Source organism: Nitrospira sp. Vd2, assembly GCF_979581665.1.
This window is the reverse complement of sequence record NZ_CEFZSK010000042.1, coordinates 126,022-152,589: the sequence shown is the minus strand read 5'-3', so window position 1 is coordinate 152,589 and position 26,568 is coordinate 126,022. Positions and strand designations below refer to the sequence as shown.

The 26,568-nt window shown below is 62.0% G+C and carries 19 protein-coding genes; 3 read left to right on the top strand and 16 right to left on the bottom strand.

Annotated features, from left to right (window positions below; genetic code table 11):
- Positions 1 to 95 precede the first annotated feature (95 nt).
- From AC1U7K_RS19315 to AC1U7K_RS19240, 16 genes are all read right to left on the bottom strand, one after another.
- Positions 96 to 302 (bottom strand): hypothetical protein, encoded by a 207-nt coding sequence (locus AC1U7K_RS19315; RefSeq protein ID WP_480253473.1) that lies wholly within the window; start codon positions 300 to 302, stop codon positions 96 to 98.
- An 11-nt stretch (positions 303 to 313) separates the two neighbouring features.
- Complete coding sequence (gene asnB, locus AC1U7K_RS19310) at positions 314 to 2,212, bottom strand: asparagine synthase (glutamine-hydrolyzing) (protein WP_480253472.1); 1,899 nt, start codon at positions 2,210 to 2,212, stop codon at positions 314 to 316.
- Between the two features lie 64 nt (positions 2,213 to 2,276).
- Positions 2,277 to 4,223 carry an asparagine synthase (glutamine-hydrolyzing) gene (gene asnB / locus AC1U7K_RS19305; RefSeq protein WP_480253471.1) on the bottom strand — a complete coding sequence of 649 codons (1,947 nt, stop codon included), beginning with the start codon at positions 4,221 to 4,223 and terminating at the stop codon, positions 2,277 to 2,279.
- A gap of 67 nt (positions 4,224 to 4,290) precedes the next feature.
- Entirely contained in the window at positions 4,291 to 5,301 is a 1,011-nt protein-coding gene (locus AC1U7K_RS19300) for an NAD-dependent epimerase (protein WP_480253470.1), read from the bottom strand.
- Positions 5,298 to 6,533 carry a glycosyltransferase family 4 protein gene (locus tag AC1U7K_RS19295; protein ID WP_480253469.1) on the bottom strand — a complete coding sequence of 412 codons (1,236 nt, stop codon included), beginning with the start codon at positions 6,531 to 6,533 and terminating at the stop codon, positions 5,298 to 5,300. Before AC1U7K_RS19295 ends, AC1U7K_RS19300 begins: the two co-directional genes overlap by 4 nt.
- Positions 6,534 to 6,549: 16 nt before the next feature.
- On the bottom strand, positions 6,550 to 7,701 hold the full coding sequence (locus tag AC1U7K_RS19290; RefSeq protein ID WP_480253468.1) for a glycosyltransferase family 4 protein: 1,152 nt from the start codon (positions 7,699 to 7,701) through the stop codon (positions 6,550 to 6,552).
- 34 nt (positions 7,702 to 7,735) lie between these two features.
- Positions 7,736 to 9,001 carry an O-antigen ligase family protein gene (locus tag AC1U7K_RS19285; protein WP_480253467.1) on the bottom strand — a complete coding sequence of 422 codons (1,266 nt, stop codon included), beginning with the start codon at positions 8,999 to 9,001 and terminating at the stop codon, positions 7,736 to 7,738.
- Entirely contained in the window at positions 8,998 to 10,125 is a 1,128-nt protein-coding gene (locus AC1U7K_RS19280) for a glycosyltransferase (RefSeq protein WP_480253466.1), read from the bottom strand. Before AC1U7K_RS19280 ends, AC1U7K_RS19285 begins: the two co-directional genes overlap by 4 nt.
- A gap of 3 nt (positions 10,126 to 10,128) precedes the next feature.
- Positions 10,129 to 11,268 carry a glycosyltransferase family 4 protein gene (locus AC1U7K_RS19275; RefSeq protein ID WP_480253465.1) on the bottom strand — a complete coding sequence of 380 codons (1,140 nt, stop codon included), beginning with the start codon at positions 11,266 to 11,268 and terminating at the stop codon, positions 10,129 to 10,131.
- Positions 11,268 to 12,665 (bottom strand): murein biosynthesis integral membrane protein MurJ, encoded by a 1,398-nt coding sequence (gene murJ, locus AC1U7K_RS19270; protein WP_480253464.1) that lies wholly within the window; start codon positions 12,663 to 12,665, stop codon positions 11,268 to 11,270. The genes AC1U7K_RS19275 and murJ overlap by 1 nt, the downstream gene beginning before the upstream one ends.
- A 54-nt stretch (positions 12,666 to 12,719) precedes the next feature.
- Positions 12,720 to 14,996: a GumC family protein gene (locus AC1U7K_RS19265; protein WP_480253463.1), complete on the bottom strand. Its 2,277-nt coding sequence runs from the start codon at positions 14,994 to 14,996 to the stop codon at positions 12,720 to 12,722.
- 60 nt (positions 14,997 to 15,056) lie between these two features.
- Complete coding sequence (locus AC1U7K_RS19260) at positions 15,057 to 16,508, bottom strand: outer membrane beta-barrel protein (protein WP_480253462.1); 1,452 nt, start codon at positions 16,506 to 16,508, stop codon at positions 15,057 to 15,059.
- Between the two features lie 167 nt (positions 16,509 to 16,675).
- Positions 16,676 to 17,899, bottom strand: coding sequence for an alginate O-acetyltransferase AlgX-related protein (locus AC1U7K_RS19255; RefSeq protein WP_480253461.1), 1,224 nt, complete (start codon positions 17,897 to 17,899; stop codon positions 16,676 to 16,678).
- A gap of 45 nt (positions 17,900 to 17,944) precedes the next feature.
- Positions 17,945 to 18,622, bottom strand: a complete 678-nt coding sequence (locus AC1U7K_RS19250) for a class I SAM-dependent methyltransferase (protein WP_480253460.1) — start codon at positions 18,620 to 18,622, stop codon at positions 17,945 to 17,947.
- A complete protein-coding gene (locus AC1U7K_RS19245) occupies positions 18,612 to 19,502 on the bottom strand; it encodes a DUF3473 domain-containing protein (RefSeq protein WP_480253459.1) in 891 nt (296 codons plus the stop codon). Before AC1U7K_RS19245 ends, AC1U7K_RS19250 begins: the two co-directional genes overlap by 11 nt.
- A gap of 1 nt (position 19,503) precedes the next feature.
- Complete coding sequence (locus tag AC1U7K_RS19240) at positions 19,504 to 20,682, bottom strand: glycosyltransferase family 4 protein (RefSeq protein ID WP_480253458.1); 1,179 nt, start codon at positions 20,680 to 20,682, stop codon at positions 19,504 to 19,506.
- 343 nt (positions 20,683 to 21,025) lie between these two features.
- Here AC1U7K_RS19240 and AC1U7K_RS19235 point away from each other — a divergent pair, with 343 nt between their 5' ends.
- The 3 genes from AC1U7K_RS19235 (at position 21,026) to AC1U7K_RS19225 (ending at position 26,526) form a co-directional block, all read left to right on the top strand.
- On the top strand, positions 21,026 to 21,934 hold the full coding sequence (locus AC1U7K_RS19235) for a hypothetical protein (RefSeq protein ID WP_480253457.1): 909 nt from the start codon (positions 21,026 to 21,028) through the stop codon (positions 21,932 to 21,934).
- Between the two features lie 196 nt (positions 21,935 to 22,130).
- Positions 22,131 to 23,267: a PQQ-dependent sugar dehydrogenase gene (locus AC1U7K_RS19230; protein WP_480253456.1), complete on the top strand. Its 1,137-nt coding sequence runs from the start codon at positions 22,131 to 22,133 to the stop codon at positions 23,265 to 23,267.
- Positions 23,268 to 23,391: 124 nt separating this feature from the next.
- Positions 23,392 to 26,526 (top strand): efflux RND transporter permease subunit, encoded by a 3,135-nt coding sequence (locus tag AC1U7K_RS19225; protein WP_480253455.1) that lies wholly within the window; start codon positions 23,392 to 23,394, stop codon positions 26,524 to 26,526.
- Positions 26,527 to 26,568 lie beyond the last annotated feature (42 nt).

Genomic DNA, 26,568 nt, shown 5'->3' with positions numbered 1-26,568 from the left:
CTGGCCAGCGTGGCTCGATTTTGTCAGCGCACTTCAGAGACAGGACACTAGCAGGCTGCTGAACAACGATAGCGTGACCCAGAAGCAACAGTGCTTCACGGTGCAAATGAGCAGAAAAATGTCTGCAGGATGTTCAAAAAGGCTGTCCCATTCCACCCGCCCGACCCCACGCGCGCCAGGACGCGCTCCTTCCCGGCCAAGGCCGCTGCGAGTCGCACGGCGTCGCGGATAAGTGACGCCACGTTTGTGCGCGCCGGCGAGATGGTGAGCGCCCAATGGAAGCTGGCGGCCCTTTTCACCATCCTGCTACTCGTCAGACCGCCTCTCGGTCCAGATACAGCCGATGCCACATTTCGAAATTCAGCAACAGCCAGAGATGTCCGTCCCAGACTTCTCGCCCCTGCGCGTGCTCCCGCCAGAGCCGTTCGATCATCGGGGCATTGAAGTACCCGCGTCGCCGAGCCCGGTCATCCAGCAAAATCTCAAACGCAAACGATCGGAGCGCGCCTCGAAACCACGGATCGGTCGGCACGGAAAATCCGTGTTTCCGCTTCGAGAGCACGGTGGATGGAATGAGCGGCGCCACGGCCTTCTTGAGAATCCGCTTGCCCGACATGCCGCGCAGCTTGAAGCGACTGGGAATTTGAAACGCGAGTTCCACGACGCGGTGATCGAGGAACGGAAGCCGCGCTTCGAGGCCGCACGCCATCGTCGCCTTGTCCACCTTTTCCAGGTAGGTATCCGGCAACCACGTTTTCAGATCGATGTAGAGTAACCGATTGACATGATCGGAAGCCGTTGCATGGTTCAATCGATGATAGTAATAGGGGTACGGAGCGACGGGATCACAGTCGCCATCGGCGTCATCATGGCTCTGCAGCAACTCCGCCTGCATCTCCGGGCTGAACAGGAGCAGCCAGGAGGCGTAACGCCGTCCCGGATCACGGATCGGCAGCGTGCGCGCGGTGCGTTTCAGACGTCGCATCCGCGGCACCGCGCGAAGGGCCGAGGGAATCAACCCGCTGAGGATGAAGGCCGGCAGCCGCTGCGCGACCGTCGCGAACCGGTCGACGGCATACCGGCGATAGCCGGCGAACAGCTCATCGCCGCCGTCGCCGGTCAGCACGACGGTCACATACTGACGCGCGAACCGGCTCAGCAGGTAGACGGGGAAATTCGCGGCGTCGCCAAACGGTTCGTCGTAGTGGTACACGAGGGTGCGAAACGTTTTCACGAGATCGACGTCCTGCACTTCCAGCTCATGGTGGTCGGTTCCCAGGTGTTTCGCCACCACCCGCGCGTCCGCCAATTCGTTGTACGCGCGGTCCATCGTGAAGCCCAACGAGAACGTCTTCACCGGTGCCTCGGTGTGCCGCCGCATCAAGGCGACGACGGAACTGGAGTCGAGGCCGCCGCTCAAAAAGGCGCCGAGGGGCACGTCCGAGATCATCCGCCGCCGCACCGAGTCGTCGAGCAGGGCGAGCAATTCCTCCACGTACCGGTCTTCATCGGGCGCGGTCTCGCTCGGCAAATACGGCTCTTCGCCGACATCCCAATATTGCCGGACGTCGACCCCATGTCGTCCGCCGAGCAGGTAATGACCGGGCATCAACTTGGAGATGTGCCGATAGATCGTGTTCGGCGCCACCGCATGGCCGAAGGCGAGAAAGTTTGCAAGCCCGCGCGGGTCGATGGCGCGCGGGACCGACGGATCAACGAGGATGGCTTTGATTTCCGAGGCGAAGATCAGCCGGTCTTGATCGAGGTAATAGTAGAGCGGCTTCTCGCCGAGCCGATCCCGGGCCATGAGGAGCCGGGCTCGTTCTTCATCCCACAGCGCGAAGGCGAACATGCCGTTGAACTTGGTCAGGCAATCAATGCCCCACTGTTCGTACGCATGGACGATCACTTCCGTATCGCTGTGCGTGGCGAACCGATGGCCCAGGCCTTCGAGTTGGGCTCGCAGGTCGTGGAAGTTGTAGATTTCGCCGTTACAGATGACCGCGCACGTGTGCGTCTCGTTCCAGATCGGCTGCATGCCGTGGGCGACATCGATGATGCTCAACCGGCGCATGCCGAGGACGACGCCCCTTCCTCGCCACACGGCGCCGTCGTCCGGCCCGCGATGCTGAAGGGCTGCTGTCGCCGCTTCTGCATATCGGCCGCAGACAACGTCGGCGCCGAAGCTCAGCTCACCGTAAATGCCGCACATAGAGGTCCTTGTAATGGCGCAATGCGGAATGGATGGGGAGGAGTCGTGATGAAACCGGAGGATGCTATTTCGCTTCTGCGAGCCAGGCCTGAAACATCAAAATGTCCCACAAGTGGTACTGCCAGTTTCTCGCGCCTGACACGTGCTCGGTCCAGGTCTGTCGAACCGGGGCCGGATCGAAGATTCCTTCTTCACGAAGACGCCGCTCGTCCAACAAGGCCTCGGCCCACTCCCGCAACGGCTGCCTCAGCCATGTCTCCAGCGGCACGCCGAATCCCATCTTCGGCCGCTCCAGCAGCGGTTGCGGCACATACCGATACAACACCTGCTTGAGAATCCACTTGCCGACGCCTTGTCGCATCTTCCATGCGACGGGCAAGCGCCACGCAAATTCGATCACGCGATGATCGAGCAAGGGAATCCGTGCCTCGAGGCTGACTCCCATTGTCGCCCGATCGACTTTCACTAAAATGTCGTCGGGTAAGTAACTCTCCAGATCCATGTGCATCATCCGCTCGGCAAGTCCGGGCGTGCGGAGCCAGCGCGTCGAATCCGTCAGCGCCGTCGGCGGCTCCGCCGCCCGATGGACGATCCGGGACGGCTCTCTCCAGTGCGAAACCAAGCCGCGGTAGAGATCCTCGGCGTGCGCGGTGGCCAACAGATCACCGAGTTTGTGCACGCGGTAGCCTGGATTTTTCGAGAGAATGGGCACGAGCCCGCTCGGGACAAGCCCCGCCACCCGGTCCCAGCCTTCGGGAGCAAGGGCAGTGAGGGCGGCGGCGGCCGATCGCCTCAGCCACGATGGACAGCGTCCAATCACCCCCCACAGCTTCAAGCCCTGCGTGTACCGATCATAGCCGCCGAACAATTCATCCCCCGCATCGCCCGACAAGCTGACGGTGACGTGCCGACGCGTGAGCGCCGCGAGCAGATAAGTGGGGATTTGCGAGGAATCGGCGAACGGCTCGTCGTAGAGCGCCGGCAGGCGTGGGATGACCGCCAGCGCTTCTTCCGGCCGCACATACAACTCGACGTGGTCCGTTCCGAGATGTTCGGCCACCGCTTTGGCATGGACGGCCTCGTTGTACCCCGCCTCATGGAAGCCGATCGTGAAGGTGCGCACCGGTGTACGCGACTGGCGTTGCATCAAGGCGACAACGGTGGAGGAATCAATGCCGCCCGAGAGAAAGGCGCCAAGCGGCACATCGGCGACCATCCGCAACTGCACGGCATCGCGAAGCAGCTCATCGAGCGCATCCACGGCCTCCACGGACGATCCGCGGAAGGGATCAGCTAGGCCGGCCTCGGCGCACTGCTTCATCGACCAATACGGGCTGGTATGGGTCGTCCACCGCCCGGCCGTCTCGCTGACCGTGACGATGGTTCCCGGTTGGGCTTTCTTCAATTCGCCATAAATGCAGTACGGGGCCGGGATGTAGTTATGGCGCAGGTAGAGGGCGATTGCATCGCGGTTCAGCGTAGGCGAAAAGCCGGGACAACGGCGGATGGCCTTCAACTCGGACCCAAACACGAACAGAGAGCCGGCCCAGCCGTAGTACAGCGGCTTTTCCCCGGCTCGATCACGCACGAGATGTAAGCGCCGCTCCTCGCGATCCCACAGGGCAAACGCAAACATCCCGTTGAATCGGCGTACGGCCTCGTGGACGCCATAGCGGCACACGGCCGCGAGCAACACCTCCGTATCCGAGTGTCCGCGGAATGGATAGCCCTCGAATTCACGGCGCAGCGCCTGGAAATTGTAGATCTCGCCATTAAAGCTCACGACGTAGCGACCGCAGGCCGACGACATCGGTTGATGGCCCAAAGGCGAGAGATCGACGATTGCCAGCCGCCGGTGCCCCAGCGCGATGCCCGCTCGGGCATCGACCCACGCGCCGCCGTCATCGGGCCCGCGATGGTAGAGCGCATTCGCCATCTCGAGCACGGTAGCCGTCAATTCCGGCTCATCGAGGTGGTGTCGCGTATCGAGGAGTCCGGCAATGCCGCACATAGCAGTATCAATACATCGGCTGAGGTGATGGAGAACGGAGTCGTGATGGACGATCGGAGCGAACCGGTCAGCAGCGATAGAAGCTGCGGTACCACTCGACGAATCGCTCGACGCCGACTTCGATCGGCGTATCGGGTTTGAAGCCGACGGCGTGGATGAGGTCGTCCACGTCGGCATAGGTGGCCGGCACGTCGCCCGGCTGCATCGGGAGAAATTGTTTCGTCGCTTTCCGTCCCAAGGCCTGCTCCAGCAGCTCGATGACATGGAGGAGCCGAACAGGGCGATGGTTGCCGATGTTGTAGACGCGATACGGCGCCTGGCTGGTCGCCGGATCGGGTAAGTCTCCAGACCAGCGTGGATCGGGCACGGCGGGGGTCCGCCACACGCGCACGATGCCCTCGACGATATCGTCGATGTAGGTGAAGTCGCGCTGCATCTCCCCGTGGTTGAAGACCGAAATGGGTTCGCCCGCGAGGATGGCCCGTGTAAAGAGAAAGAGCGCCATGTCGGGCCGGCCCCAGGGACCGTAGACGGTAAAGAAGCGCAGCCCCGTGCACGGAATCCGATACAGGTGCGCATACGCGTGCGCCATCAATTCGTTCGCTTTTTTCGTTGCCGCATAGAGCGACACGGGGTGATCGACTCGATCATGGACGGAAAACGGCATCCGCGTGTTCCCACCATACACGGAACTCGATGAGGCATAGACGAGGTGCTCGATCTCGGCGCTCCGGCATCCTTCCAGAATGTTGAGAAAGCCGACGAGATTGCTGTCGACGTAGGCGTGGGGATTCGTGAGCGAATACCGGACGCCGGCCTGGGCGGCGAGATGGATGACTGATCGAATCCTACGGTCGCCAAAGAGGTCGGCGATGGCCGCGCGATCGGCCACGTCCGCTTTCACGAAGCGAAAGCCAGGGGCGCCGGTGAGTCGGGCCAGCCTCGCTTCTTTGAGCCGTACATCGTAATAGTCGTTGAGGTTGTCCAGACCGACGACGTCGCGTCCTTCGTCGAGCAGAGCCTGAGCCACGTGATACCCGATGAATCCGGCCGCCCCTGTCACAAGAACGCTGCTCACCTCGTCCTCCTCTTCTCACCCATCAATGACACGGCGCGATCATGAGGCTGGCGCCAGCCCACTGCGACCGAGGACCTCGGCCGTGTACGGCGTTCATCGAGCACGTCGCGATACACGGCTTCATACCGAGCAATGATGTCGGGAAGCTTATACTCCGCGAGGACCTTCCGCCGCGCCGCGTCCCCCAATGCCCGTCGCGCGTCCGCATCCATCCGTAGCACACTCCGCCACGCCGCGGCCAGCGCCTCTGGATCGCGGGCAGGCACAACACGTCCCGTGCGACCGACGATTCGGCCTGCATCTCCAACATCGGTCACGACACATGGCACGCCGCACGCCATTGCTTCGCCGATGACGTTTGGAAACCCCTCGGCACACCAGGACGTGAGTGAGGCGAGATCGAACGCCGCGGTAATCCTCGGCATGTCGCTCCGCCGGCCGAGCAGGTGACACCGACCGCGAAGCCCGGTCTCCTCGATCCACGCCTGCAGCTGCGCGTTCGCGGTCGTGATGCCAGCGCCGCACAGCACGAAATGCAGATTCGGATAATCCGGGGCGAGGCGCGCCGCCGCACGGATGAAGGTCCGGTGATCCTTTTGTGGATGAAAACGCGCCGCCAGGCCGATCACCACCGTCTCCGCCGGCAGATTCAATTCCGCTCTCACGTCGAGATACGCCTCGCGGTCCGGTTGAAACCGAATCGTATCACATCCGTTTGGGATCACGGTCATGCGGGCGGCATCATAGCCGGCGCGCTGATGAACCTCATATGAGGCGTGCGAGCAGCAGATGATCCGACGCGGCAGCCACGCCGACAGGGCCGCACAGGTCTTGACCGTCCAGATCGTCGAGCGCTTGAACCCTTCGCGGTCTTGATCACTCGCTTGAAGATTCCAGACAACCGGGATCGTGCCGGCCAGTTTCGCGGCAAGGCCACCCAACAGATCGGCATGATGCATCCACGTCTGGATCATATCGGGCTGTAGCCGCCGTATCCACTGAGTACAGCGCAGGAACGCCCGAAGGCTGGCTTGCCCGCGTCGCATGCCGAGCGATCGAACCGGAATCCCGAGCTGCTCGATCTTTCCCGCCATGGCCCCAGGCTCGATGAGAGAGATGACATGCGCGTCAAAGGTCGCCGGGTCCAGCCCGCTCAGCAGCTTGTAGAGCATCATCTCGGCACCGCCGGTATGCAGCCCGGTGATGATGTGCAGCAGCCGATACTGTGCCATGGTCATCCGTCCAGCATCACGCGGCAGACAACGCTCGGTCGTGCGATGCCAGTGCGTCGTACAGCGATTCGTATCGGCGAACGATGCCAGGCAAGTCGTAGTGTTGCTCGATTCGCCGACGCGCGCGCCGGCCCATCTCCCGCCGGACGTCCGCATCCAGAGCCACGAGATCCTCCAGCGCCTGCGCCAGTGCAACGGGATCTTTCTTCGGCACCACTCGTCCGGTGTCGCTCACGATCGCAGCCGATTCCCCGACGTCCGTGACGACGCACGGCACTTCGCAGGCCATCGCCTCCCCGACAGCATTCGGAAACCCTTCACCGATGGACGAACAGCAGGCAATGTCGACGCTCGCCGCGACTTTCGCCATGTCATCGCGGCGACCCAACAGAAAGACCGCGCCGTCAAGGCCGCCGTCCTTGAGCCACTGCGCCAACAACGGGTTCCCCGACGTCACGCCGTCGCCGCACAACACGAACCGCACATCGGGCCGTCTTCGATGAAGGAGCGCCGCGGCCTGCACGAACGTCTGATGATCCTTCTGGGGATGAAACCGGCTCATGAGGCCGATCAGGATCGTCTCGGCCGGAAGACCCAGTTCCCGCCGCACCGAGAGTCGAGCGGCAGGATCGGGACGAAACGCGGTGACATCGAGCCCGTTGGGAATCACCACCATCTTCTCGGCCGCATAGCCGACCTGCACATGCACGTCGCGTACGGCGTCCGAGCAACAGACGATGCGATCGGGTAGCCATTTCGAGATGCGCGCACACGCCGAGACGGTCAGACGTGTGCGCCGTTTACAGCCCTCGGCGCTCAAGTCGGTTTGTCGGATGCCCCAGGCGATCGGAATCCGGCCGGCGAGTTTTGCGGCCACTCCCCCGATTAAGTCGGCGTGGTACATCCACGTCTGCAGCACGGCGGGACGCCGCACGCGTAGCCAGCGTACGAGACGGACGATCGCATGCGGATTTGGAAGTCCCCGGTCCATCTCCAACGATCGTACCGGCACGCCGAGTTGGCGAATCTTCTCACCCATCGGCCCGATTCGAATCAACGAGATGACCTCGGATTGAAATCGGCTGCGATCGGTCTGGGACAGGAGCTTGTAGAGCATCATCTCGGCGCCGCCGACGTCGAGATCGTTGATCAGATGGAGAACGCGCATCGTAGCGTCCGGTTTCAACACTCGCGCACGGAATTCAGGTCGAAAGGCGTTGCCATGCGGGCGCGAGCACGGCCCGCTGAACACTGGTTCCCGCCTCCTCCCCGCCCGTCTGGGTCCGGCTCAACCGTGTTTCGGTGGCCACGATCGGAAGCAGCGTCAGAAAGGGCAACTCTTCCATCATATTGTGACTCGACAACGCAAACAGAGCGGCCAGCACGGCAAACGTCACGCCTCGTCGTTTCGCCGGGCCGCGCGCGCCCCAGACCGCAGCCACCAATAGCAGCGGGAAGATGATCGCGCCGAGAATGCCGTGATCCGTCATCAGCTTCAGATACAAGTTGTGCGCGCCCAGGTTCGTGAGCTCTTGCCAGGCCAGCGCCGCACCCGTCCCATGCCCCCACCACGGGCTTTCGGCGAACAGCGCCCACGCATTCGCGGCGGCATTGGCCCGACTGCCGGCATCTTCATCGTAGGCCGTCTCGCCCAGAGACGGATTGAGGAACCAGAATATGCGGCCTTCGACGATTTGCGTATTCCCGACCTGATCGAAGAGCGAGAAGAGGTTGTCGATGTTCGGGATCAGGACGCTGATGACGAGCACGAGGGCGACGAGACCGCCGATGGCGAGTTGCCGAACCGTGACGAGGCCGGCGAACGCGTTCAGCGCGAGCGCCAGACACCACGCCATGATTCCGCCTCGAGAGAGCGTCGTGACGATCCCGACGCCGACCAGCACCATATAGGCGAGACGGAACGACTGCGGGACAATCGGCACCGAGACGACCATACCGAGCACCAATGCGATGCCCGCGATGTTGGGATTGAGGTACAGTCCCGCGGAGCGGCCGGGGTAGACACTAAACACGCCAGGGTTGAAGAGTTCGTAGACGTTGAGCAGAGCGCCCACGATGACGACCACCGCGACGACGCTGCGCGCGGTGAGCAGCGCGGCAGGTGCCGAGAAGGTCAGCAACAGCGATACGAGCATGAGCACCGTGATGAAGTGATACCGCACTTCCTGGGAGGCCGCCTCCGGATCGGCGGCATGGAAAAAATAGACGCCGGCGGTCCAGATGTAGAACGCGCACCACGCGAAGATGAGGCAGTCTTGTAGCCGCCACCGGAGCACCTGGAGCATGAAGAAAGGCAGACTCGCGGCGACATAGAGCAGAATCCAGCCCTTCGGTGCTTCAAAAAATCCAAACCGGAGATACAGAAAATTTGGCAGATTGGAATAGAAAATCCCAACCGCGCCGACGGCGAGGAGACACTGGTAGGCTGTCCGCACACGGTCCGTCATAGGGCCGGCATCCCTTGCTTGAGCTGAAGAAAGGCGCGTTCGGTCTTGCGCGCCAACTCAAGCGCCGACAAGCACTCCACCACACGATTTCGGACGAGCGCCGGGTTCGGGAGCGGGCCGTCCAGCAACGTCGCGATGGCGGCCTTCAAGGCCGACGGGTCACGCGGCGGGACGACGTGGCCGGTTTCCCCGACGATCCACGCCGAGTCGCCGACATCGGTGACGACACAGGGAACGCCGCAGGCCATCGCCTCGGCGATGACGTTTGGAAAGCCCTCGCCGTAACTGCTGCTGACCGCAAGATCGAGCGCGTTGAAGACCGCAGGGCCGTCCTGTCGAGCCGGGACCCACAGCACGCGTTCGGAGACACCGAGCTGTTCGGCCAAGGCCACGAGGGATCGCCGATAGTGCTCGGGACCGTCTCCAACGCACACAAACCTCACGTCCTGCCGTTCACGAGACAAGAGACTGGCGGCTCGAAGAAACGTGCCGTGGTCTTTCATTGGATCGAGGCGGCCGACCAAGCCGACCAGTGTTTCATCCGCGTCGATCCGCCACTCCGCGCGCACGCGGAGTCGCGCGTCGCGATCGGGACGGAACCGGTTCGTGTCAATGCCGTTCGGCACGACAACCATCTTGCGATCGGGGAATCCGTTGGACACGTGGTAGGCCGACCCCGCGTGGGAATTGGCAATGATGAGATCGGCGAACCGCGACAGGAGGCAGCTGATCTTGAAGCTCACCGTGCTCAACCAATCATAGTGACGCAAGTCCATATAGGAAGTCCGGATGCCCCAGATGACCTTCATGCCCCTGAGAAACGGCTTCAAGGCGACGAGCACCAGATTTGGCTCCGACAAATACCCGTGAACGATATCGGGACGCTCGACGCGCAGGCGACGGTAGAGGCGCACGAGGAAGCGCCAGATCTCCCACCGCCCCCGCTTCTCCAAGGGACACACGCGAATGCCGAGATCGTGCAGGTCGCCCTCCAGCGGGCCGCCGGCGTAAAACACCAGCACGACGACCTCATGCCCGCGATCCCGCAATCCCTTCGCGAGCGTGACGAGTTGGCGCTCCGCGCCGCCGTAGTTCAGCGAACGGATCAGAAAGGCAATCTTCATGGACTACGAGGGAGCACAGTCGGCGAGCTTGGTGCCGCGCACCTTGGACCTCACGCGCGTCAGGAGGGACTCCCACATGCTCATCACCCTCTCCGCGCCAAACCGCCGCGTAATATCCTTCGCATTGGTCGCAAGCCGGTCCCGCAACGAGGGATCCTCGATCAGCCGCAGCATCATGGCGGCCAGCGCATGGCTGTCTTCGACCGGCGCCAACAAACCGTCCCATCCGTCGCGAATAATCTCCCTGGGCCCCGAATCGCATTCCGCCGCGATGACGGGAAGACCGGCCGCCATGGCTTCGATCAAGGCGTTGGGGAACCCTTCATAGCGAGAGGGAAGGACGAATAGCGCGGCGGCATGGAGAAACGGGGATGGATCCTGCACGCGGCCGGGCAAGCGCACATGGTCCGCGATGCCGAGATCCTTCGCCAGTCGTTCCAGGCCGGTCCGTTCCTCCCCCTCGCCGAGGATCACGAGGTCCCAATCATGATCCCGTGCCCGGACCTCATGAAACGCCCGTACCAGCAGATCAAATCCCTTTTCTCGTGCCAGGCGTCCCATTCCGACGATCGTCCGCTCCGGCACGTCGACCGAATCGGGGACACGTTCACTTCGCGTCGTGCTCACGACGGGATTGGGAATGACATGAACCCGAGACGGAGACACCAGGCGCCGCCCCCACGTCGACATCACGTCCGTCTGTACGACGAGTGCGCTCGCCCGTCGATAGACAAGGCCGCGCAGTCGGCGCCACGCCCACACGATGTAATGCCGCCGAGGATCGGTTCGTTCAGAAATGACGACCGGGACGCCGAAGCCAACGGTCGCGAGCAGCGTCAGGACGTTGGTGGCATCCCCGAAGCTGATGACGGCATCGGGCGCTGCCTTCTTCACCTCCCGCCGCAGGCGGTACAACCGCTGCACGTTTTGATGAATCGCGGCCCCCACGTGGGCCGAGTCACGCATGAGCCCGCATCCCACCCGCCTGACCGTCGAGGCCACCGGATACCAGTCGGTCTCCACGTTCGCCAGCGTGATCAGCGTGATCTCCCACCCGCGAGCGGCCCAGTAGTTGGCCATGGTCGCGATCACGCGTTCGGCCCCACCGGTGGCCAACGACGAGATGACGAGAGCCACCCGCATCAGGTACTCACCGCGGCCACCGGCCGGGCCTCACCCGCGAGTCCCCGCGCCATCAACCGCCAGGCCATCGCCAGAAGGAACGTCATGGAGATCACGTACATCAGTGTGACGGACAAGGACAGCCCCGCGACGCCTAGCCATTGCATGAGCACATAGTTCAGGACCACGTTCGCGACCAAATTGATGGCCGAGCCCCACATCAGGATATGGTTGGCTTTGAGCGCGGAAATCAATCGGACCGCCAGCATGCCGACGCTGAAGAAGGGGATTTGAAGGACGAACAGCATCTGCACCCGGCTGACGAGATGTGTATCGGCCTCGGTAAAGGCTCCGCGTTCGAACAACAGACGAATCACCGGTTCGGAGAAATACACGAGTACAAGGGTGAGCGGGAGTGTGACCAAGAAAATCAACCGGGCGTAGGTCACGAACGTGTGGCGAATCGCCCGCTCATCGCGGCGCGCCACCATCCATGAGAAATGAGGCAAAACCGCCGTGCTGACGGCCAGGGTCCCCACGCCCGTCAGCAACATTGTCAGTTTCGACCCATAGTTGAGGGCCGCCACGCTGCCGGCCGGCAGCATGGCCGCCATCGCTTGGCTGATCAATGTCGTGCTGCCCATCAAGAGGGCGCCGGCCACCATCGGAATGAACTGTCGGGCCACCTGCTTCACGGCCGGCGTGACACCGTACCAATAGGGAAGGATTGAAATCCCTGCCCGCTGCAGACCCCATCCGAGAATCGCCGCTTCGAGCACCATGCCGCTCACCGTCCCCACTGCCAAGGCATAGACGTTCCACTGCTGGCCGAACAGCAGCAGGGAGCCGACCATGCTGAGCGACGTGGTCGCCGGAACCGCGGCCGCCATCGCGAAGCGGCCGGTCGCATTGAGCACCGCGCCCCATGTCGTGGACAGCGCGCTGAAGAGCAGCGACGGTAGCAAGAGGTGATAGAGCATCACGGTCAAGGCCAGCTTGCCGGGCGCGAAGCCAATCGCCAACGTGCGAAGCACCTCGGCCGCCGTCCCCGCCATGAAGAGGCCGACGGCAACGAGCAATGCGAGGGTACCGATCGTGACCGTCGATAAGAGTCGTTGCGCGGCCTCGCAGCCGTGCTGTTCGCGGACCTCGACATACGTGGGAATGATCGCCGCATTCAACGATCCGGCGATCAAGTTGATAGCGAACTGCGGGAGGAGAAACGCAATCAGAAACGCTTCGAGCTGATCTCCCGTCCCAAACTGATAGGCAATGAACACATCCTTGGCGGCAGCGATGGCTTTGACGAGAACCGTCAAGCCGCCCACCGTGCAGATGGCCGAGAAGATCTTTCGGTTTAACGATCCTTCTGTCCAGAGCTGCCATCGCTGCCATCCGATTCGTCCGATCGATAACATGAATCCTTCCTAGCAGGCGAGCTGAAGTCGAAGCGTCGCGGTCAGGGGCCAGGACTAGGAACGGGTATCGAGGAGCGCCGTCGACTGCGTCGCGCGCCCTCCGTTGGTGGCCGCCTCGTAGCCGTTCAGCAAAGGGGTGCAGACCGTCAATTCACGAGGCGACGCTTTTTGGATGACGATGCCGAGCAATCTCGCGCCGCTTCCCACGAGACGCTGGATCGCGGCCCGGCTGGCATCCCGGCTCGTCTCCGGTGCGCTGACGACCAGAAGGACACCCTCGACCATGGTCGAGAGGATCACCCCCTCGGCCACGGACAGCACCTCGGGGCAATCAATAATGATGTGCCACCCCTGCTCGTGGCATCGGGCCAAGAGCATGGCCATCGACCGGGAATGAACCAGTTCGGACGGGTTGCTGGACATCCCGCCTTGCGGGACGATCCAGAGATTCGGGATCTCGGTGGAATGAATAACGGCTTGAAGATCGGCCTGGCCCACCAAGAAATGCCTCAACCCCTTGGGCTCGCCGTGGCCGTTCTTTTTGATCTGGTACACGGGGTGCATTTCGGGATGACGCAGATCGGCGTTGATCAGGATCACTTTCACGTGTTCGAGTTGCGCCATCGTGGTCGCCAGATTCGCCGCCACTGTCGTCTTGCCTTCCCGTGGCCCCGGGCTCGTGACCAACAGTGAACGAGAGCGATCGCGCAACGAGGATAAGAGGAGCGTTGTTCGCAACGCCCGGAACGCTTCCGCCGCGCCGCGGCTGCCGTTACAGTCGGCAAAGGAGAACGCTTGGGCCTCGGCCTTCGGCAACCGCGGCACCGCGGCGAGCACGGGAACGGAGGACAGATAGCGTTGCAGATCGTCGGAGCCGCGAAAGCGCCGGTTGCGCAGCTCGAAAAACAGGCCGACGCCCACGCCGGAAATCAGCCCGGTCATCATGCCGACGATCATGTTGAGTTTCTTCCGCGGCTTTACGGGGAACGGAGTGGGCACCGCGGGATCGGCGAGATAGACCGGCGTGTACTGGCTCTCCGGCGACAACTCACGATCCTTCATCTGCTTGAGGAACGTCTCATACAGCAATCGCGTGCTCTTTGCTTCCCGATCCAGGATGCCGTATTCGATCTCGCGCTGCTCGACCTTGGCCTTCTCTGTCTTTTGCTTGGCCACCGCATCACGGAGCACGCGGACCTTGGCCATGGCCAGGTCGTGCTCATGCTTCAAGGACGAATAGATCTTCTCCACTTCTTGGCGAATCCGCTCACGCAGCTCGGTCAACTCCGATTTGGCATGGGTCAGCTTTGGATGCAGCGGCCCATACTTGTCCATGAGCTCCGCGACTTCGCTCGACGCCTTGATTTCTTGAGCGCGCAGGTTCTGGATGAGCGACGAGGCAAGGACCTCGCTCGACGAATCCAACACCTTCCAGTCGATGCCCGGGATCCCCCCGGCCGACTTCATGATGGAGCTGAGATGCTCGTACCGCGTCTGCGCTTCGGCGAGCTTCATCTCGGCGCGGATCAACTCATTGTTGAGTTCCGCGAGCCGGTGGGCGACGTCCCGTTCCCCGTCGCGGGCATCGACCATGCCGTGCTTCACGCGATACGCGTACAAGCCCTTTTCCGCTTCTTCCACCTTGGCGCGGAGCCGTTCCAGCTGCATCACATACCATTCGCTGGCTTTTTCCTTCGACCGCACGCTGCCCGCGATCCAGCTTTCGATATACGAGGCGGCGACGGCATTGGCCGCCTTGGCGGCAAACACCGGATCTTCGGAGTCGACGGAGACGTACGCCACGCGGGTCCCTCGGACCGGTTTGACCTCGACATGGTCGCTGAACATCTTGAGCAGCCGGTGATCGATTCGCGGCGCATCGTCCGGCGCGGCGTCGGCTTGATCCAGGGCCCGGTCCTCTTCCGCGACGGTGCTCGGGCCAAGGCTGGGCAACAGACGATCGAGCATTTCGCGGAACTGAGAGGGTGGACGACGACGATACTCGGCGTGGGATGCCAGATCGATGCGTTGAGCCGCTTTTTGAAGGACGCCTTGGCTTTTCAACAACTCGAAGTGCGTCTGATAGTACTCCGGGATTAGGAAGTAGTTCCCGCCACGCTCCAAGCTCCCCGCCTCTTCCCGCTCCACGACCACGGAGGCCGTTGCGCGGTACACCGGCGTCTGTCGATACGACCACACCCCGGCGATCAATGCTCCGGCGACCGCGCAGGCCGCGACGACCCACTTCCAGCGGTGGACGATCGCGAACATATCGCTGACGTTGAGATCGATCTCGTGATGCGACACAGCGGCTTTGGCGTGCTGACTCATTTGATGGTTCCTTTAATGCACCGAGTGAACACAACGGGCGGATCTGGACACGAACCGGCCCTACATCAAGAGCTGAGCCGAGAGGACGACCGTGTTGGCGTTGTAGTTGAATTGCTCGACATTGGAGTCGCGCTGTTCGAAGACATACTGAAAAGCAAGGCCGAGCCATTTGACGGCGCGATAGCGGACCCCGACCGCGACATTCGTCAACGTGTCCTTGCGGCCGCCGCTCGTCGAGCCGGAGGGGGTGGAGAACCGATCCTGCTCGTAGCCGAAGTTGGCAGTCAGATCGACGCGCTGGGTCACGGCATGGGTGGCAGAAACGTTGACGCCGGTCGCAGTAAAGAACAACGAATTGATGAAGACGGTTTGCTGAAAACTCCGGTACGGTTGTACCGCCAGCCGCAACTGCGCCGTCGGTGTCCACGCGAGGGTGCCCGAAAAGAAGACGCCGTCGGCCGAATCGGTGCCCGGGGCTCGATTGAATGCGCTCAAGTCGCCTTGCTGCTGCGTGGGTGCTTGGTTGAATCGAAGCATCTGATAGCCCACAAGCAACTCACCAGTGGTCTTGCCCGTCACATCCCATCGGCCTCCGCCGCTGACGGTGTAGAGCGTGCTGTCAAGATTCTTGTTTTGCTCGTAGATGTTCTCGAGCGCGCTGAAGCTCACCAGCACCGAGCTCTTCGGTGAAACGCCGCCGAGAAGCGTCAGCCCGGCATAATTCGTGAGACGGTCCCGAAAGATGGCTTGGTTGTTGTTCAAGAAGTTCCACCGCAGCACTTGGGTGGTCAGAATTGCACCGAGACGCCCGCCCTGGTAATAGGCTTGGCCGGTAAAGCCGTTGGTCGTCCATTTATTGACGTCAAAGGCAAGCAGATCGACGGCGGTTCCCCTCGGATCATGGCCGAGTTTGTGCTCGCCTTGAAAATCAAGATGGAGGCCCCACGGCAGATTGAACTGGAACCGTCCCGAAGCGGTCTGATCCTGGACGTCGTTCGAGGGCGTTCGACTGTAGTATTGAATGTTCGTCCGGTAGTCGATCATGAATAGATGACGCTTCAAGAAGGGCAGTTGCGCTTGGATACCCGGCGATAACACTTGCACGAAGTCATCGCGTCGATTGCTGTTGGTGCGAAAGACGTTATCGGTGAACATCTCCGCGACCCCCATGGAGGGGTGCAAGACCAACGGTCCCGTCACAATGCCGGGCGTGTCAATGATTGGCGCAAGCGGAGTCGGGTAGACCGGGTAATAGCCGGTGAGCGGCAAGTCGGGCGTCAGATACAGGGCTCCGATGACGGCCGGATTGGCGAACTGCGACAGAAACAAATACCCCTGACCGCCGAAGAACTGCGGGATGGGAGCCGCCGGGGCCGCGGGGGGAGCGATCGGCTGTTGGGCGTCCCCGTTCGAGGGTGCGAGCAACAGAACGGCCATCGGCAGGATCACGATGACCGACCACCGATATTCCCGCCTCCGCTCCCATCCCGCGCCTGCATGACCTCGACACATTGCGGTGCAATGCACTTTCGGCTCTCGCGCTAGGCGCGCTAGGATGGATGACCAAGCTCCGGACATCTGCCGGATTCATTGGCACAGCCTGCCTGACCACTGTACTCTCCTGTTTTCGTCAAGCTCCCACCGGGCTTGGTTCGACCATGCGCAACGGGGCCACGCGATCATGGACTCGATGCGTGGGCTTGCCGCCTCACCTCGGAGACGAGACGTTCGCCGAATGAAGATGCGGCGATGGATTCCGCGACGACCTGATGTCCATTGCTATTCCAATGCGCATCAGTGGGAAATTCGAATCGTGTCCCGGCAGCTCGGTGCTCTTCGATGAACGTCGGCTGCATATCGAGCACCTCATAGCCCCCGCGTCGTGCGACGTCGGCAAAATACCGCCGCATCACATCGAAATAACTGCCCTCAGCCTCTCTCAGTCCCTCTTCCGAATACAAATTGGGCCGCATCCCATCGATGACGAACAGGATGCGCGTCGGGTCGAGCGGCACGCGGCGAGCGAGTTCGCGGAAGAACGCGTCGACCACCTGCTTCGAATCCGTCAGACGCGCCTCGGATACATCGCGGGACGTATTGCCGACGTACGCACGAGCTGCACTGGGCCGAATACCGATCGCGCGGGACAAGTCGGCGATTTGGCAATTGCCCCAGAGATACCGAGCCAGAACGAGATGGCGGAGCACGTCCTCCATGGCGCTGGGCCGGTAATCCGTCCTGACGAGACGCAGCTCACCCGCCTCTTTTTCAAAGAGATGGAGACCGCCTCTCATTTTGATCAGGCTTTCATCAAAATCGTTCCCCACGATCACAAACACCATACGACGCGGCTGGAATTCCTTCCACGCAAACTCCGCCATCGCGACATATTGGGCGAGCTGCGCACCCGAGATCCCCAAGCTATAGACCTTCCCCTGGTCCTTGTAGCGAGCGGCCAAACGCCCATGTGCCGTCTCGGCATAGGGAACCGCCATCGCCTCGACATAGCTGTCACCGATGAACGCCAGCAAGACCGGCCCATTCCCGTCTCGCTCATAGTCCTGAGCATTCACGAAGCCGTAATTGTTGATCCGCCCTCGATTCACGACGCTGAAATTCCATCCGACCGAATAGATGAACGATTGATTCGGAGGAAACCGGAGCACCGGATTGCGCTCATCGACCGGCATCTTTTGCAGACTGGTCGACACCGGTAAGAGACGAACGGTGAACTCGAGCAAGAGAAAGGTCACCGCCAGAGCCACCGCCACCGACAGGCCGCTCAGAAGCGCCGTCCTGAAGCGACCCCGCTCCTGCGTGCGCCGCGCGGCGACGCGAAGATCACGGGCTCCGCCCAAGGTCGGCGTGATCGTCGACTTCTCCTTCATGGACTGACCGTTCATCGACGACTCTGATGCCCCAGTCGACCCCAGCTCGCATTGAAGCCGCTATGCGCCGCAGTCCCCGACCAGCAGAAACCCACCACCGGAGCCCACGGCGCGCGGCAACGAGTACTTCGTCAATCCCGCCTCTCGAACCAATCGATGCATTTGGGGCTCGTCGTAAAAATAGACATCGCCCTTTCCGGTCAATTGGTACCGCAGCCGGCGGGCAGGCGAACGAATGATCGAGTGAGTCGGAAAGGAGGCGATGACCTTTCCCCTGGTGACGGACACCATCTTGCGGAGGAACGGAGCGGGATCCGGCAAATAGTCGAAGACGCCCATGGCGATGGTCACATCGAACGTCTCATCAAATTCCGCCTCCATAAAATCGACGTGGCGGAATTCGCATCGGCTACCGACGCCATGGCGCTCGACCGCTCGTTCGGCGAGATCCAACATGTTCCGGGAAAAGTCGAGCCCCACGATGCGCCTCGCCCCCCGCTGTGCAAACGACACGACATAGATGCCGGATCCGCACCCGACGTCCAGCACGGACTTGCCGCGCACGTCGCCCGCCTCTCGGAACGCGCCGTCGAATCGTTCGAAAATTCCCCTCCGCAGAACACGATTGAACCAGTAGGACAGGCTGGAGGCATCTTCTCGGTAAATCGCATCAAAACTTTGCGCCTCTCGCTCGAAGCGCTGGCGTACCATTTCGCGACTGGCCACATTAGGTTCCATTCACTCCCCTCCTTAGAACAACGCGTGTTCTTTCCATGTAGAGGTCACACAAGCGCGCCCATCGATAGGGCGCGACCAAGGCACGCACATGGGACGCGATGGCCGGCGTCTTAAAGTTATGGAGCACGACGGCCTTGAGATACCCCTGATGAAGGGCGCGCCTGAAGCTCAGCCCCGGCAAGGACAGCCGGCCATCGTGAAATTCGTACGGATGAAAGTACAGAACCGCGTTCAAACCTTCCGCGTCGATCGCCTTCAAGGCGGACTGAAGCATCCAACGCGGAAAGAGCCGGAAATAACTGCCGCCCGCCACGGCGAGCTGGGAGTGTCGAACCCGCCACGTGGCGAGGGGAAACTCGTGCAGCGTGCCGTGCTCCGTGGTAATCGTAAAGGGATGCCGGGGCGCCGATTGAAGGCCGTAGCGGACGAATGAAGCCGGAAACACGCTAGAATCGTACTCGATGCCGAGCTCCGTCAACACATCGAAGGCCCAGTGATCAAGCGCGCGGATTGAAAATTCCGGGGCCCGGAATCCGAGCACCGTCGTCCCGGTCAGGTCCTCCAGATACTTCTTGCTGCGTTCGACATCCCGCCGAAACTTCTCGCGGTCCAGGCGGTGCACGAGGTGGTGCGCATGCGAGTGGGTCCCGATTTCATGGCCACGACGCGCAACATCTCGAACCAACTCGGGGCAGCCTTCGGCCAAGAGCCCCACGACAAAGAACGTCGCCCGCACATTGAGTTCATCCAGCAGATCGAGGATGCGGTAGGTGTCCCGTCGCACGGCCTCTGAGGGCGGACGCCACTCGCCGCAGACATGCCGCCAGCCGTGCTGATGCCAATCCTCCAGGTCGAACGTGAGGGCGTGACGAGCCGGCATATCAACCACGTGTCGAGCGATAGTCCGCCAAGAGCGTGTGATAGGCTTTTTCGATTCGGTCAAACACGGCCCGTTCGTCGAATTCCCGCTCGGCCTTCTTTCGCGCCGCTTCTCCATAGCGCCGACGCTTGCCTGGATCCTCAATCAGATCACGAATGGCTTCAGCCAAGCGTTCCGCGTCCCGCACGGGGACCAGATGGCCGGTGACCCCGTCCTCCACGGTTTGACGGCATCCTCTGATATTGGTCGCCACGCACGGCACACCCATTCCACTGGCTTCCATCGTGACACGCGGGAACCCTTCACGATGCGACGGCAGCACGAAGACATCCATCGCGGCATAGAGATCGGCGACGTCATCCCGAAATCCGAGGAACTGACTCACGTCGTCGATGCCCATCTCGCGAAGAAGGCTCGGCGCAAGTTGATCGCTCTTCTGCGGTTCGAGCACGCCGATGAAGACGAACCGGGCCGAAGGCGCGACGCGCTTGATGCGCCGCACGGCTTCGAACATTTCGAGATAGCCTTTCTCGACGAGAAACCGTCCCACCATGCCGACGAGCACGTGCTCGTCGGCGATGCCGAGCGACGCCCGGATCGCTTGACGCCGGACAGGCGAGTAGCGCCGGGGATCGAAGACCGCGAGATCGATGCCGTTCCCGATGCACTCGATGCGGTCGATCGGGGAGATGCGCTCCTCGACGGCAACCGGAACGTCTTCGGGATTTTGCGAGAAGTTCCGGTGGGAGAAGCGCATCGTCACGCGTTCCATCAGCACGTAGAACCAGCGCCGCTTCACGTTCATATGGCCGGGGAAATAGAGGCCGTGAATCGTATGCACCCGGATCGGCACCCGCGCGAGCAAGGCCGCATACTGACCGAGCAAACCGCCCTTCACGGTATGGGTGTGTACGATCGTGAAGCGCTCGCGGCGCATCGCGAGCGCGAGCTGAACGAGCGCGCGCACGTCGTCGCCAAGTGACATCTGGCGCGTCAACGTCGGGATCGCAATATGGCGAATGCCGGCCGCTTCGAGATCGGGCACATGAGGACCGGGTGACGATAGGCCGTAGACCGTGAACCCGGCGGCCTGAAAGCGGCGCAACTGATTAAGAAGCAGGTGGCGGAGCGACCCATCGATGGTCGTGACGTGTGCAATTTTGACAGAGGTCGAATCCATCACCAGACCTGTTTCAGGTGAATGACACTCACTTGCGCTGGGCAGAATCGCGCGGCCAGGGGAAGGACAAGATGAAGATACAGCTTCGCCGTGTCACTTACAGAAGGAAAGCCGAGCGGCCGTCGCCGACTGTAAGTGGGGTTCATGTGTAGCATGGGGCACCTCCCCCTGACAGTAGCGATTTGGGAAAACACGCTACTGGCGACCGCGTGCTGTTCTGTGAGCCAAAGACCTTCATGGCAGCACGTAACCCCGAACGTGACACCAAATTCCGCTACACGCGGACATAGATTTTGTGTATTGATACATAGTCTGATTCCCGGTGCTTCGTAAAAGGGCTGCAATGAGCGACGGAGAGTATCGCCCTCCTGACAGCGAAGTGAAGCTCTATCGCTGGCCCTTCGGCCAGGGACAGCGGTACGTGACGCGAGACGTGATGATGGCAAAAGTTTTCTGGGGTATCGCCGCCTCGGTGGCACTCGTGGCCGTCGTAGCGGGTTGGCTCTACGTCTCACAATCAATGCGGACCGCGCAGCGTGAGCGGGAGGACAAGGACGCCGTCAAGCAATGCTGTTTGAAAGATATCCGCACGGCGCAGGAGGCGCTGACGAAGATTTCCGTGGAAGCACACAAGGTCCAAGTTCGACTCACGACGAACGCGAAGGAGGGTGCTCGCGCCCCTGTCGCGTCATCGATTCAAGTGATCGAAGACCAAGCGCGCTCCGCCTGGGATCAGCTTGAGGCGTTGATCGAGAACGGCGCCAAACGCAGGCAGTTGCGCGACCTGCGGATCACGTTCGAAGGGCTGAAGGAAAACTTCACGGTCGCCGAAGCGTGTTGCAGCAAGGAGTTCAACGGCCTGCCGTCGCTTAAAACCTATTTTCAAACCGCCGAGGGCCGTTTTCAGGCGATCCAGGCCAAGATCGCACCGTCCTATGCCGAATTCGAGATCAGCCCAAGCGAGATGGCGCATGAATCCGGGTACAGCTACGTCGTCCAGCAGAATTTCGATGCCGCGAGCGACAGCATAAAGAATCCGACCGGCTCGACCCTGCGGCTGTACGAAGACGGCGTCGAACTGGGACCGGCGCACTCATCCCACGCGGACATTCGGCAATACGGTGCCGGCCGATTCAGTCATTGGGGCGATACGCTGTATTTTTCGGCATCTGACAATTCCAATCCCATCACGAACAAGCGGCGCTACAGCTACAAGGTCTATACCGGCGCAGCGGTAGACGATCACAAATGACCCACGAGCCGCGCTCACCTCCTTTGGACGCCTACTGAGGCGGCCTCTCGATTGGTTGCCATCCTGCCGACGCGATTGGTAAGCTTCGGGACACAGTTCTTGACTCGACGTGCACTGATTGGTGTTCGCCGTGCGACGCCCCATGCTGTCTCGACTTCGATACGCGCTACTTGTCGGATCCATGGCGGCCGCCTTGATGGCAAGCCACGTGCCGCTTCTCCAGGCTGAAACGTGCCGCGAGGAGTGGGCCGCCCCGAGCAGTCCGCCTGTTCGCCTGCTCCCCGTCGTGAAAGGCCTGCACCAACCGGTCGCGCTCGTTGCGCAAGATCGCCGCGATCGCTTCTTCGTCGTCGAGCAGCCGGGAACGGTTCGCATCGTCGAGCAGGGCCGGCTGCTCGACTCGCCGCTGCTCGACATCCGCGACAAGGTCACCGTCAGCTACGAGATGGGATTACTTGGAATGGCGCTCCATCCCAAATTTCCCTCCGAGCCCTACATCTACATCAATTACACGACGGAGGGCCTGTTCAAATCCCGCCGGACGATCATCTCGGAGATGCGCCTGACCGCGCCGGATCATGCCGATCGATCGACGGAACGGATCATTCTGGAAATCTCGCAACCATATCCCAATCACAAGGGCGGGGACTTGGCGTTCGGCCCGGACGGCATGCTGTACATCGGGACGGGGGACGGCGGGTCCGCCAACGATCCGCACGACAACGGCCAGAGTTTGAGCACGTTGCTCGGGAAGATGCTCCGCATCGATGTCCTTCACCGCGACGGCGAGCGGCCGTATACCATTCCCCCCGACAACCCGTTCATCGGCCGACCGGACGCCCGGCCGGAGATTTGGGCGTATGGATTCCGCAACCCCTGGCGCTATTCGTTCGATTCGGTGACCGGCCTCCTGTATGCCGCCGACGTCGGTCAATACGATCGAGAGGAGATTGACGTCGTCAAGAAAGGCGCGAACTATGGTTGGCGTGTGATGGAGGGAACGATCTGTACGCCAGCCGTATCGAAAACGTGCGAGCGGCGAGGATTCGAAATGCCGATCTACGACTATCCCACGTCACCCCACCGCGTGGTCATCGGCGGATTTGTCTATCGTGGAAGCGCCTTGAAGGGCCTTTGCGGCGCGTATGTGTATGGCGATTACGGAGACGGCGGTATCTTCGCGCTCCGCTATGACGGGAAGCAGATCGTCTCGCATACGGTCCTGCTCGAAACGGATCGCAAGATCAGTTCGTTTGGGCAGGACCGGGACGGAGAGCTCTACGTGGTCGATCACGATGGCGAAGTCCTCAAACTCGTTCCGGCGACGCCGTAACCGACGAAGGCGAGGTCCCGGCCGTTCCGGCGCGTGATGCGGCGGTCACCGAGCCGCCGGCTCTTGATCGCCCCTTGATGCACCGCACCGAGGACCTGCTGGCCTATTGACCGCCTGAGGAGCCATGTCGCTGTCCGTTTTGTGCATCCGCCGCCCGGTATTGGCCACCGTGCTGACGCTCATGGTGGTCCTGCTGGGGCTCGTGGCCTTCGGACGGCTGCCGGTCCGCGAGTACCCCGACATCGAGTTTCCCATCGTGTCGGTCACGACCGAATATCCGGGCGCCAGCGCCTCCCTCGTCGAGACGGACGTCACACGGGTGTTGGAAGAGTCGCTGGCCGGCCTCGAGGGCTTGCGGACGCTCACCTCGGTGAGCCGCGAGGAGCAGTCGCAAATCACCGTCGAGTTCGAGCTAGGGCGCGACCTGGATGCGGCCGTCAACGATGTACGGGACCGCGTCCTCGGCCCTCGCCGATGGCTCCCGCCGACCATCCAGGAGCCGATGATCTTCAAGGCCCGGACGGACGCCGAGCCGACGATCTGGCTCTCGCTGTTCAGCGATCGGCACAACGAGCTGGAGATGACGGATTATGCGGAGCGCCATCTCAAGGACAAGCTGGGGAGCCTGCCGGGGGTCTCCGCGGTGTGGACGTGGGGCGCGCGACGCTACGCGATTCGCGTCTGGCTGGATGCCGACAAACTGGGCTCGCGGGGGCTGACGGTCCAAGATGTCGAAGAGGCGATTCGCAATCAGAACGTGGCGATCCCGTCGGGCCGCATCCAGGGCAAGGACGTGGAGTACGGTGTCCGAACCCGTGGCGAGCTGCAGACGGATGAGCACTTCAACCGCTTGATCGTGAGCTACCGCGATGGCTACCCGATCAGACTGGAAGACGTGGGGTACGCCGAAATTGGTCCGGAGGACGATCGCAAGCTCGTGCGATCGAACGGCAGGCCGACGGTGAGCCTGGGCGTCGTCAAGCAGTCGAAGGCCAATGCGCTTGCCGTCGCGCGGACCGTGCGGGAGAAGTTCAAGGAGATGCAAAGCAGCTTGCCGGAAGGGATGACGCTCAAAATCTCCTCGGATCGCTCCACGGCCATCGAACGCTCGCTTCATGAGGTCTATCTCACGCTTGCCGTCTCCATCACCCTCGTCGTCCTGGTGATCTACGCGTTTCTCGGGCGCCTACGCGCCACGATCATTCCGGCGGTCGCGATACCCGCGTCGCTGCTCGGAACCTTTACCCTCATGTGGCTGGTCGGCTTTTCCATCAACCTCCTGACGCTGTTGGGGCTGGTCCTGGCGGTCGGGCTGGTCGTCGACGACGCCATCGTCGTCCTCGAAAACATTTACCGCCGCATCGAACAGGGTCAGCACCCCTTGCCCGCGGCGATTGACGGAACCCGGGAGATTGGCTTCGCCGTCGTCGCGACGACGATCTCGCTGGTCGCGGTCTTCGCACCGATCGTGTTTCTGACCGATGCCACCGCGCGGCTGTTTCGTGAACTCGCGTTGGCCGTCGCCGGGTCCGTCCTGATCTCCGGGTTCGTCGCGCTCACGCTCACTCCGACCATGAGCGCAAGGCTCCCCATGAGGGATAGCCAGAGAGAGGGTCGGGACGGGGCCGGCATGCCCATGGTCCAGCGGGTGTTCGGCGCACTCGCCGGGGTCTACCGGCGATCGCTGATCGCCGTCCTCAGATGGCGGATGCTTGCGCCCGTCGTGAGCCTGGTGCTTCTCGCCGTTGGCGCGACGCTGTTCTTCAAGCTGCCGGCCGAACTCGCACCGCCGGAAGACACCGGTGCCTTCGGCGTCACGATCGTAGGACCGGAGGGAAGCACGCTCGCCTACACCGATCGCTACGCCCGCGATGTCGAGGCGCTGTATGCCTCCGCCCCGGAAATCAAGTCGCATCTCACGTGGGTGGGGAGTGGATGGCCCGTCAGCCGTGTGAACGCGGGCGGCAGTTGGGTCACGCTCACCGATTGGAGCGAACGAACCCGGAGCCAACAGGCGATCGTGGCCGAGTTGACGGCGAAGATGGCTGCAATCCCCGGCGTCACGGCCGCGCCGTACAATCCGCCCGCGCTCGTCGGTGGCGGCAGCGGCCTGTCACCGGTGCAATTCGTGGTCAGTGGACCAAGCTACGAAGAGGTCGAACGCTACCTGAACACCGTCATGGATTCGGCCCGCCGCAACGAACGTCTCGTGAATGTCACGACCAATCTGGACCTCCACAAGCCCGAAATCGACATTCGTATCTCCCGCGACAAAGCCGCCGACCTCGGCATCTCCCCCAGCCTCGTGGGCCGCACACTCGAAACATTGCTCGGCGGACGACAGGTCACACGGTTCACTCGTGATGGCGTCCAATATCCGGTGATCGTGAAGGTCGCGGACCGACACCGCGACCAGTCCTCGGACATTGCGGCTCTGTACCTGCGCAGTCAGGATCAGCAACTCGTGCAACTGAGCAACCTGGTCACGCTGAATCCGACGACGGTCCCGACCGCGCTGCATCATTACGACAAGATGCGGGCCGGTATTCTCAGCGCCGGACTCGGCCCAGGTTATTCCTTGGGCGACGCGCTCGATTACCTCGAGCGAGCGGCGCGCGGGTCTCTTCCGCCTGCCGCGACCATCAGCTATGCCGGGGAGTCGAAAACCTTCAAGGAAGCCAATCGCGGGCTCTGGGCGTTGTTCCTCGCCACCTTCATCGTCATTTATTTGGTGCTGGCGGCGCAGTTCGAAAGCTTTCTTCATCCCTTCACGATTCTGTTTTCCGTCCCGCCGGCCGTGACAGGCGCGCTGGCCGCCCTCGTGTTCTTCGGCGGCACGATCAACGTGTATAGTCAGATCGGGCTGATCATGTTGATCGGCCTCGTCACCAAGAACGGCATCCTGATCGTGGATTTTGCCAATCAGCTTCGCGCGGAGGGCCGCGATCTTCTCGATGCCGTCGTGACGGCCTCGACGAGGCGGCTGCGTCCGATTTTGATGACCAGTCTCGCCACGATCCTGGGCGCGGTGCCGCTCGTGACGACGAGCGGGGCCGGGGCCGCCGGGCGCGGGCAGTTGGGGTACGTCGTGATCGCGGGCATGTTCTTCTCGACGGCCCTGACACTCTTTCTCGTCCCCTCCACCTACTACGTCATGTCGGTGTTGCGGAAGCCGGAAACGGCTCACGAGGATCTCGCAGCGGTGAATGCGCCGGCCGTGCCGGTGGCAGCGCCATTGGTGGGAAGCCGCGTGGAATAACGACCGCTCTCCTCGTCCACCGTCGAGCAAAGGAACGATGCG

What these genes read in the sequence shown, in the direction of transcription:
- AC1U7K_RS19315 (WP_480253473.1), bottom strand. Translation starts at nt 302, where the DNA reads ATGGTGAAAAGGGCCGCCAGCTTCCATTGGGCGCTCACCATCTCGCCG.
- asnB (WP_480253472.1), bottom strand. Translation starts at nt 2,212, where the DNA reads ATGTGCGGCATTTACGGTGAGCTGAGCTTCGGCGCCGACGTTGTCTGC.
- asnB (WP_480253471.1), bottom strand. Translation starts at nt 4,223, where the DNA reads ATGTGCGGCATTGCCGGACTCCTCGATACGCGACACCACCTCGATGAG.
- AC1U7K_RS19295 (WP_480253469.1), bottom strand. Translation starts at nt 6,533, where the DNA reads ATGGCACAGTATCGGCTGCTGCACATCATCACCGGGCTGCATACCGGC.
- AC1U7K_RS19290 (WP_480253468.1), bottom strand. Translation starts at nt 7,701, where the DNA reads ATGCGCGTTCTCCATCTGATCAACGATCTCGACGTCGGCGGCGCCGAG.
- AC1U7K_RS19285 (WP_480253467.1), bottom strand. Translation starts at nt 9,001, where the DNA reads ATGACGGACCGTGTGCGGACAGCCTACCAGTGTCTCCTCGCCGTCGGC.
- AC1U7K_RS19280 (WP_480253466.1), bottom strand. Translation starts at nt 10,125, where the DNA reads ATGAAGATTGCCTTTCTGATCCGTTCGCTGAACTACGGCGGCGCGGAG.
- AC1U7K_RS19275 (WP_480253465.1), bottom strand. Translation starts at nt 11,268, where the DNA reads ATGCGGGTGGCTCTCGTCATCTCGTCGTTGGCCACCGGTGGGGCCGAA.
- murJ (WP_480253464.1), bottom strand. Translation starts at nt 12,665, where the DNA reads ATGTTATCGATCGGACGAATCGGATGGCAGCGATGGCAGCTCTGGACA.
- AC1U7K_RS19265 (WP_480253463.1), bottom strand. Translation starts at nt 14,996, where the DNA reads ATGAGTCAGCACGCCAAAGCCGCTGTGTCGCATCACGAGATCGATCTC.
- AC1U7K_RS19260 (WP_480253462.1), bottom strand. Translation starts at nt 16,508, where the DNA reads ATGTGTCGAGGTCATGCAGGCGCGGGATGGGAGCGGAGGCGGGAATAT.
- AC1U7K_RS19255 (WP_480253461.1), bottom strand. Translation starts at nt 17,899, where the DNA reads ATGAACGGTCAGTCCATGAAGGAGAAGTCGACGATCACGCCGACCTTG.
- AC1U7K_RS19250 (WP_480253460.1), bottom strand. Translation starts at nt 18,622, where the DNA reads ATGGAACCTAATGTGGCCAGTCGCGAAATGGTACGCCAGCGCTTCGAG.
- AC1U7K_RS19245 (WP_480253459.1), bottom strand. Translation starts at nt 19,502, where the DNA reads ATGCCGGCTCGTCACGCCCTCACGTTCGACCTGGAGGATTGGCATCAG.
- AC1U7K_RS19240 (WP_480253458.1), bottom strand. Translation starts at nt 20,682, where the DNA reads ATGGATTCGACCTCTGTCAAAATTGCACACGTCACGACCATCGATGGG.
- AC1U7K_RS19235 (WP_480253457.1), top strand. Translation starts at nt 21,026, where the DNA reads ATGAGCGACGGAGAGTATCGCCCTCCTGACAGCGAAGTGAAGCTCTAT.
- AC1U7K_RS19230 (WP_480253456.1), top strand. Translation starts at nt 22,131, where the DNA reads ATGGCAAGCCACGTGCCGCTTCTCCAGGCTGAAACGTGCCGCGAGGAG.
- AC1U7K_RS19225 (WP_480253455.1), top strand. Translation starts at nt 23,392, where the DNA reads ATGTCGCTGTCCGTTTTGTGCATCCGCCGCCCGGTATTGGCCACCGTG.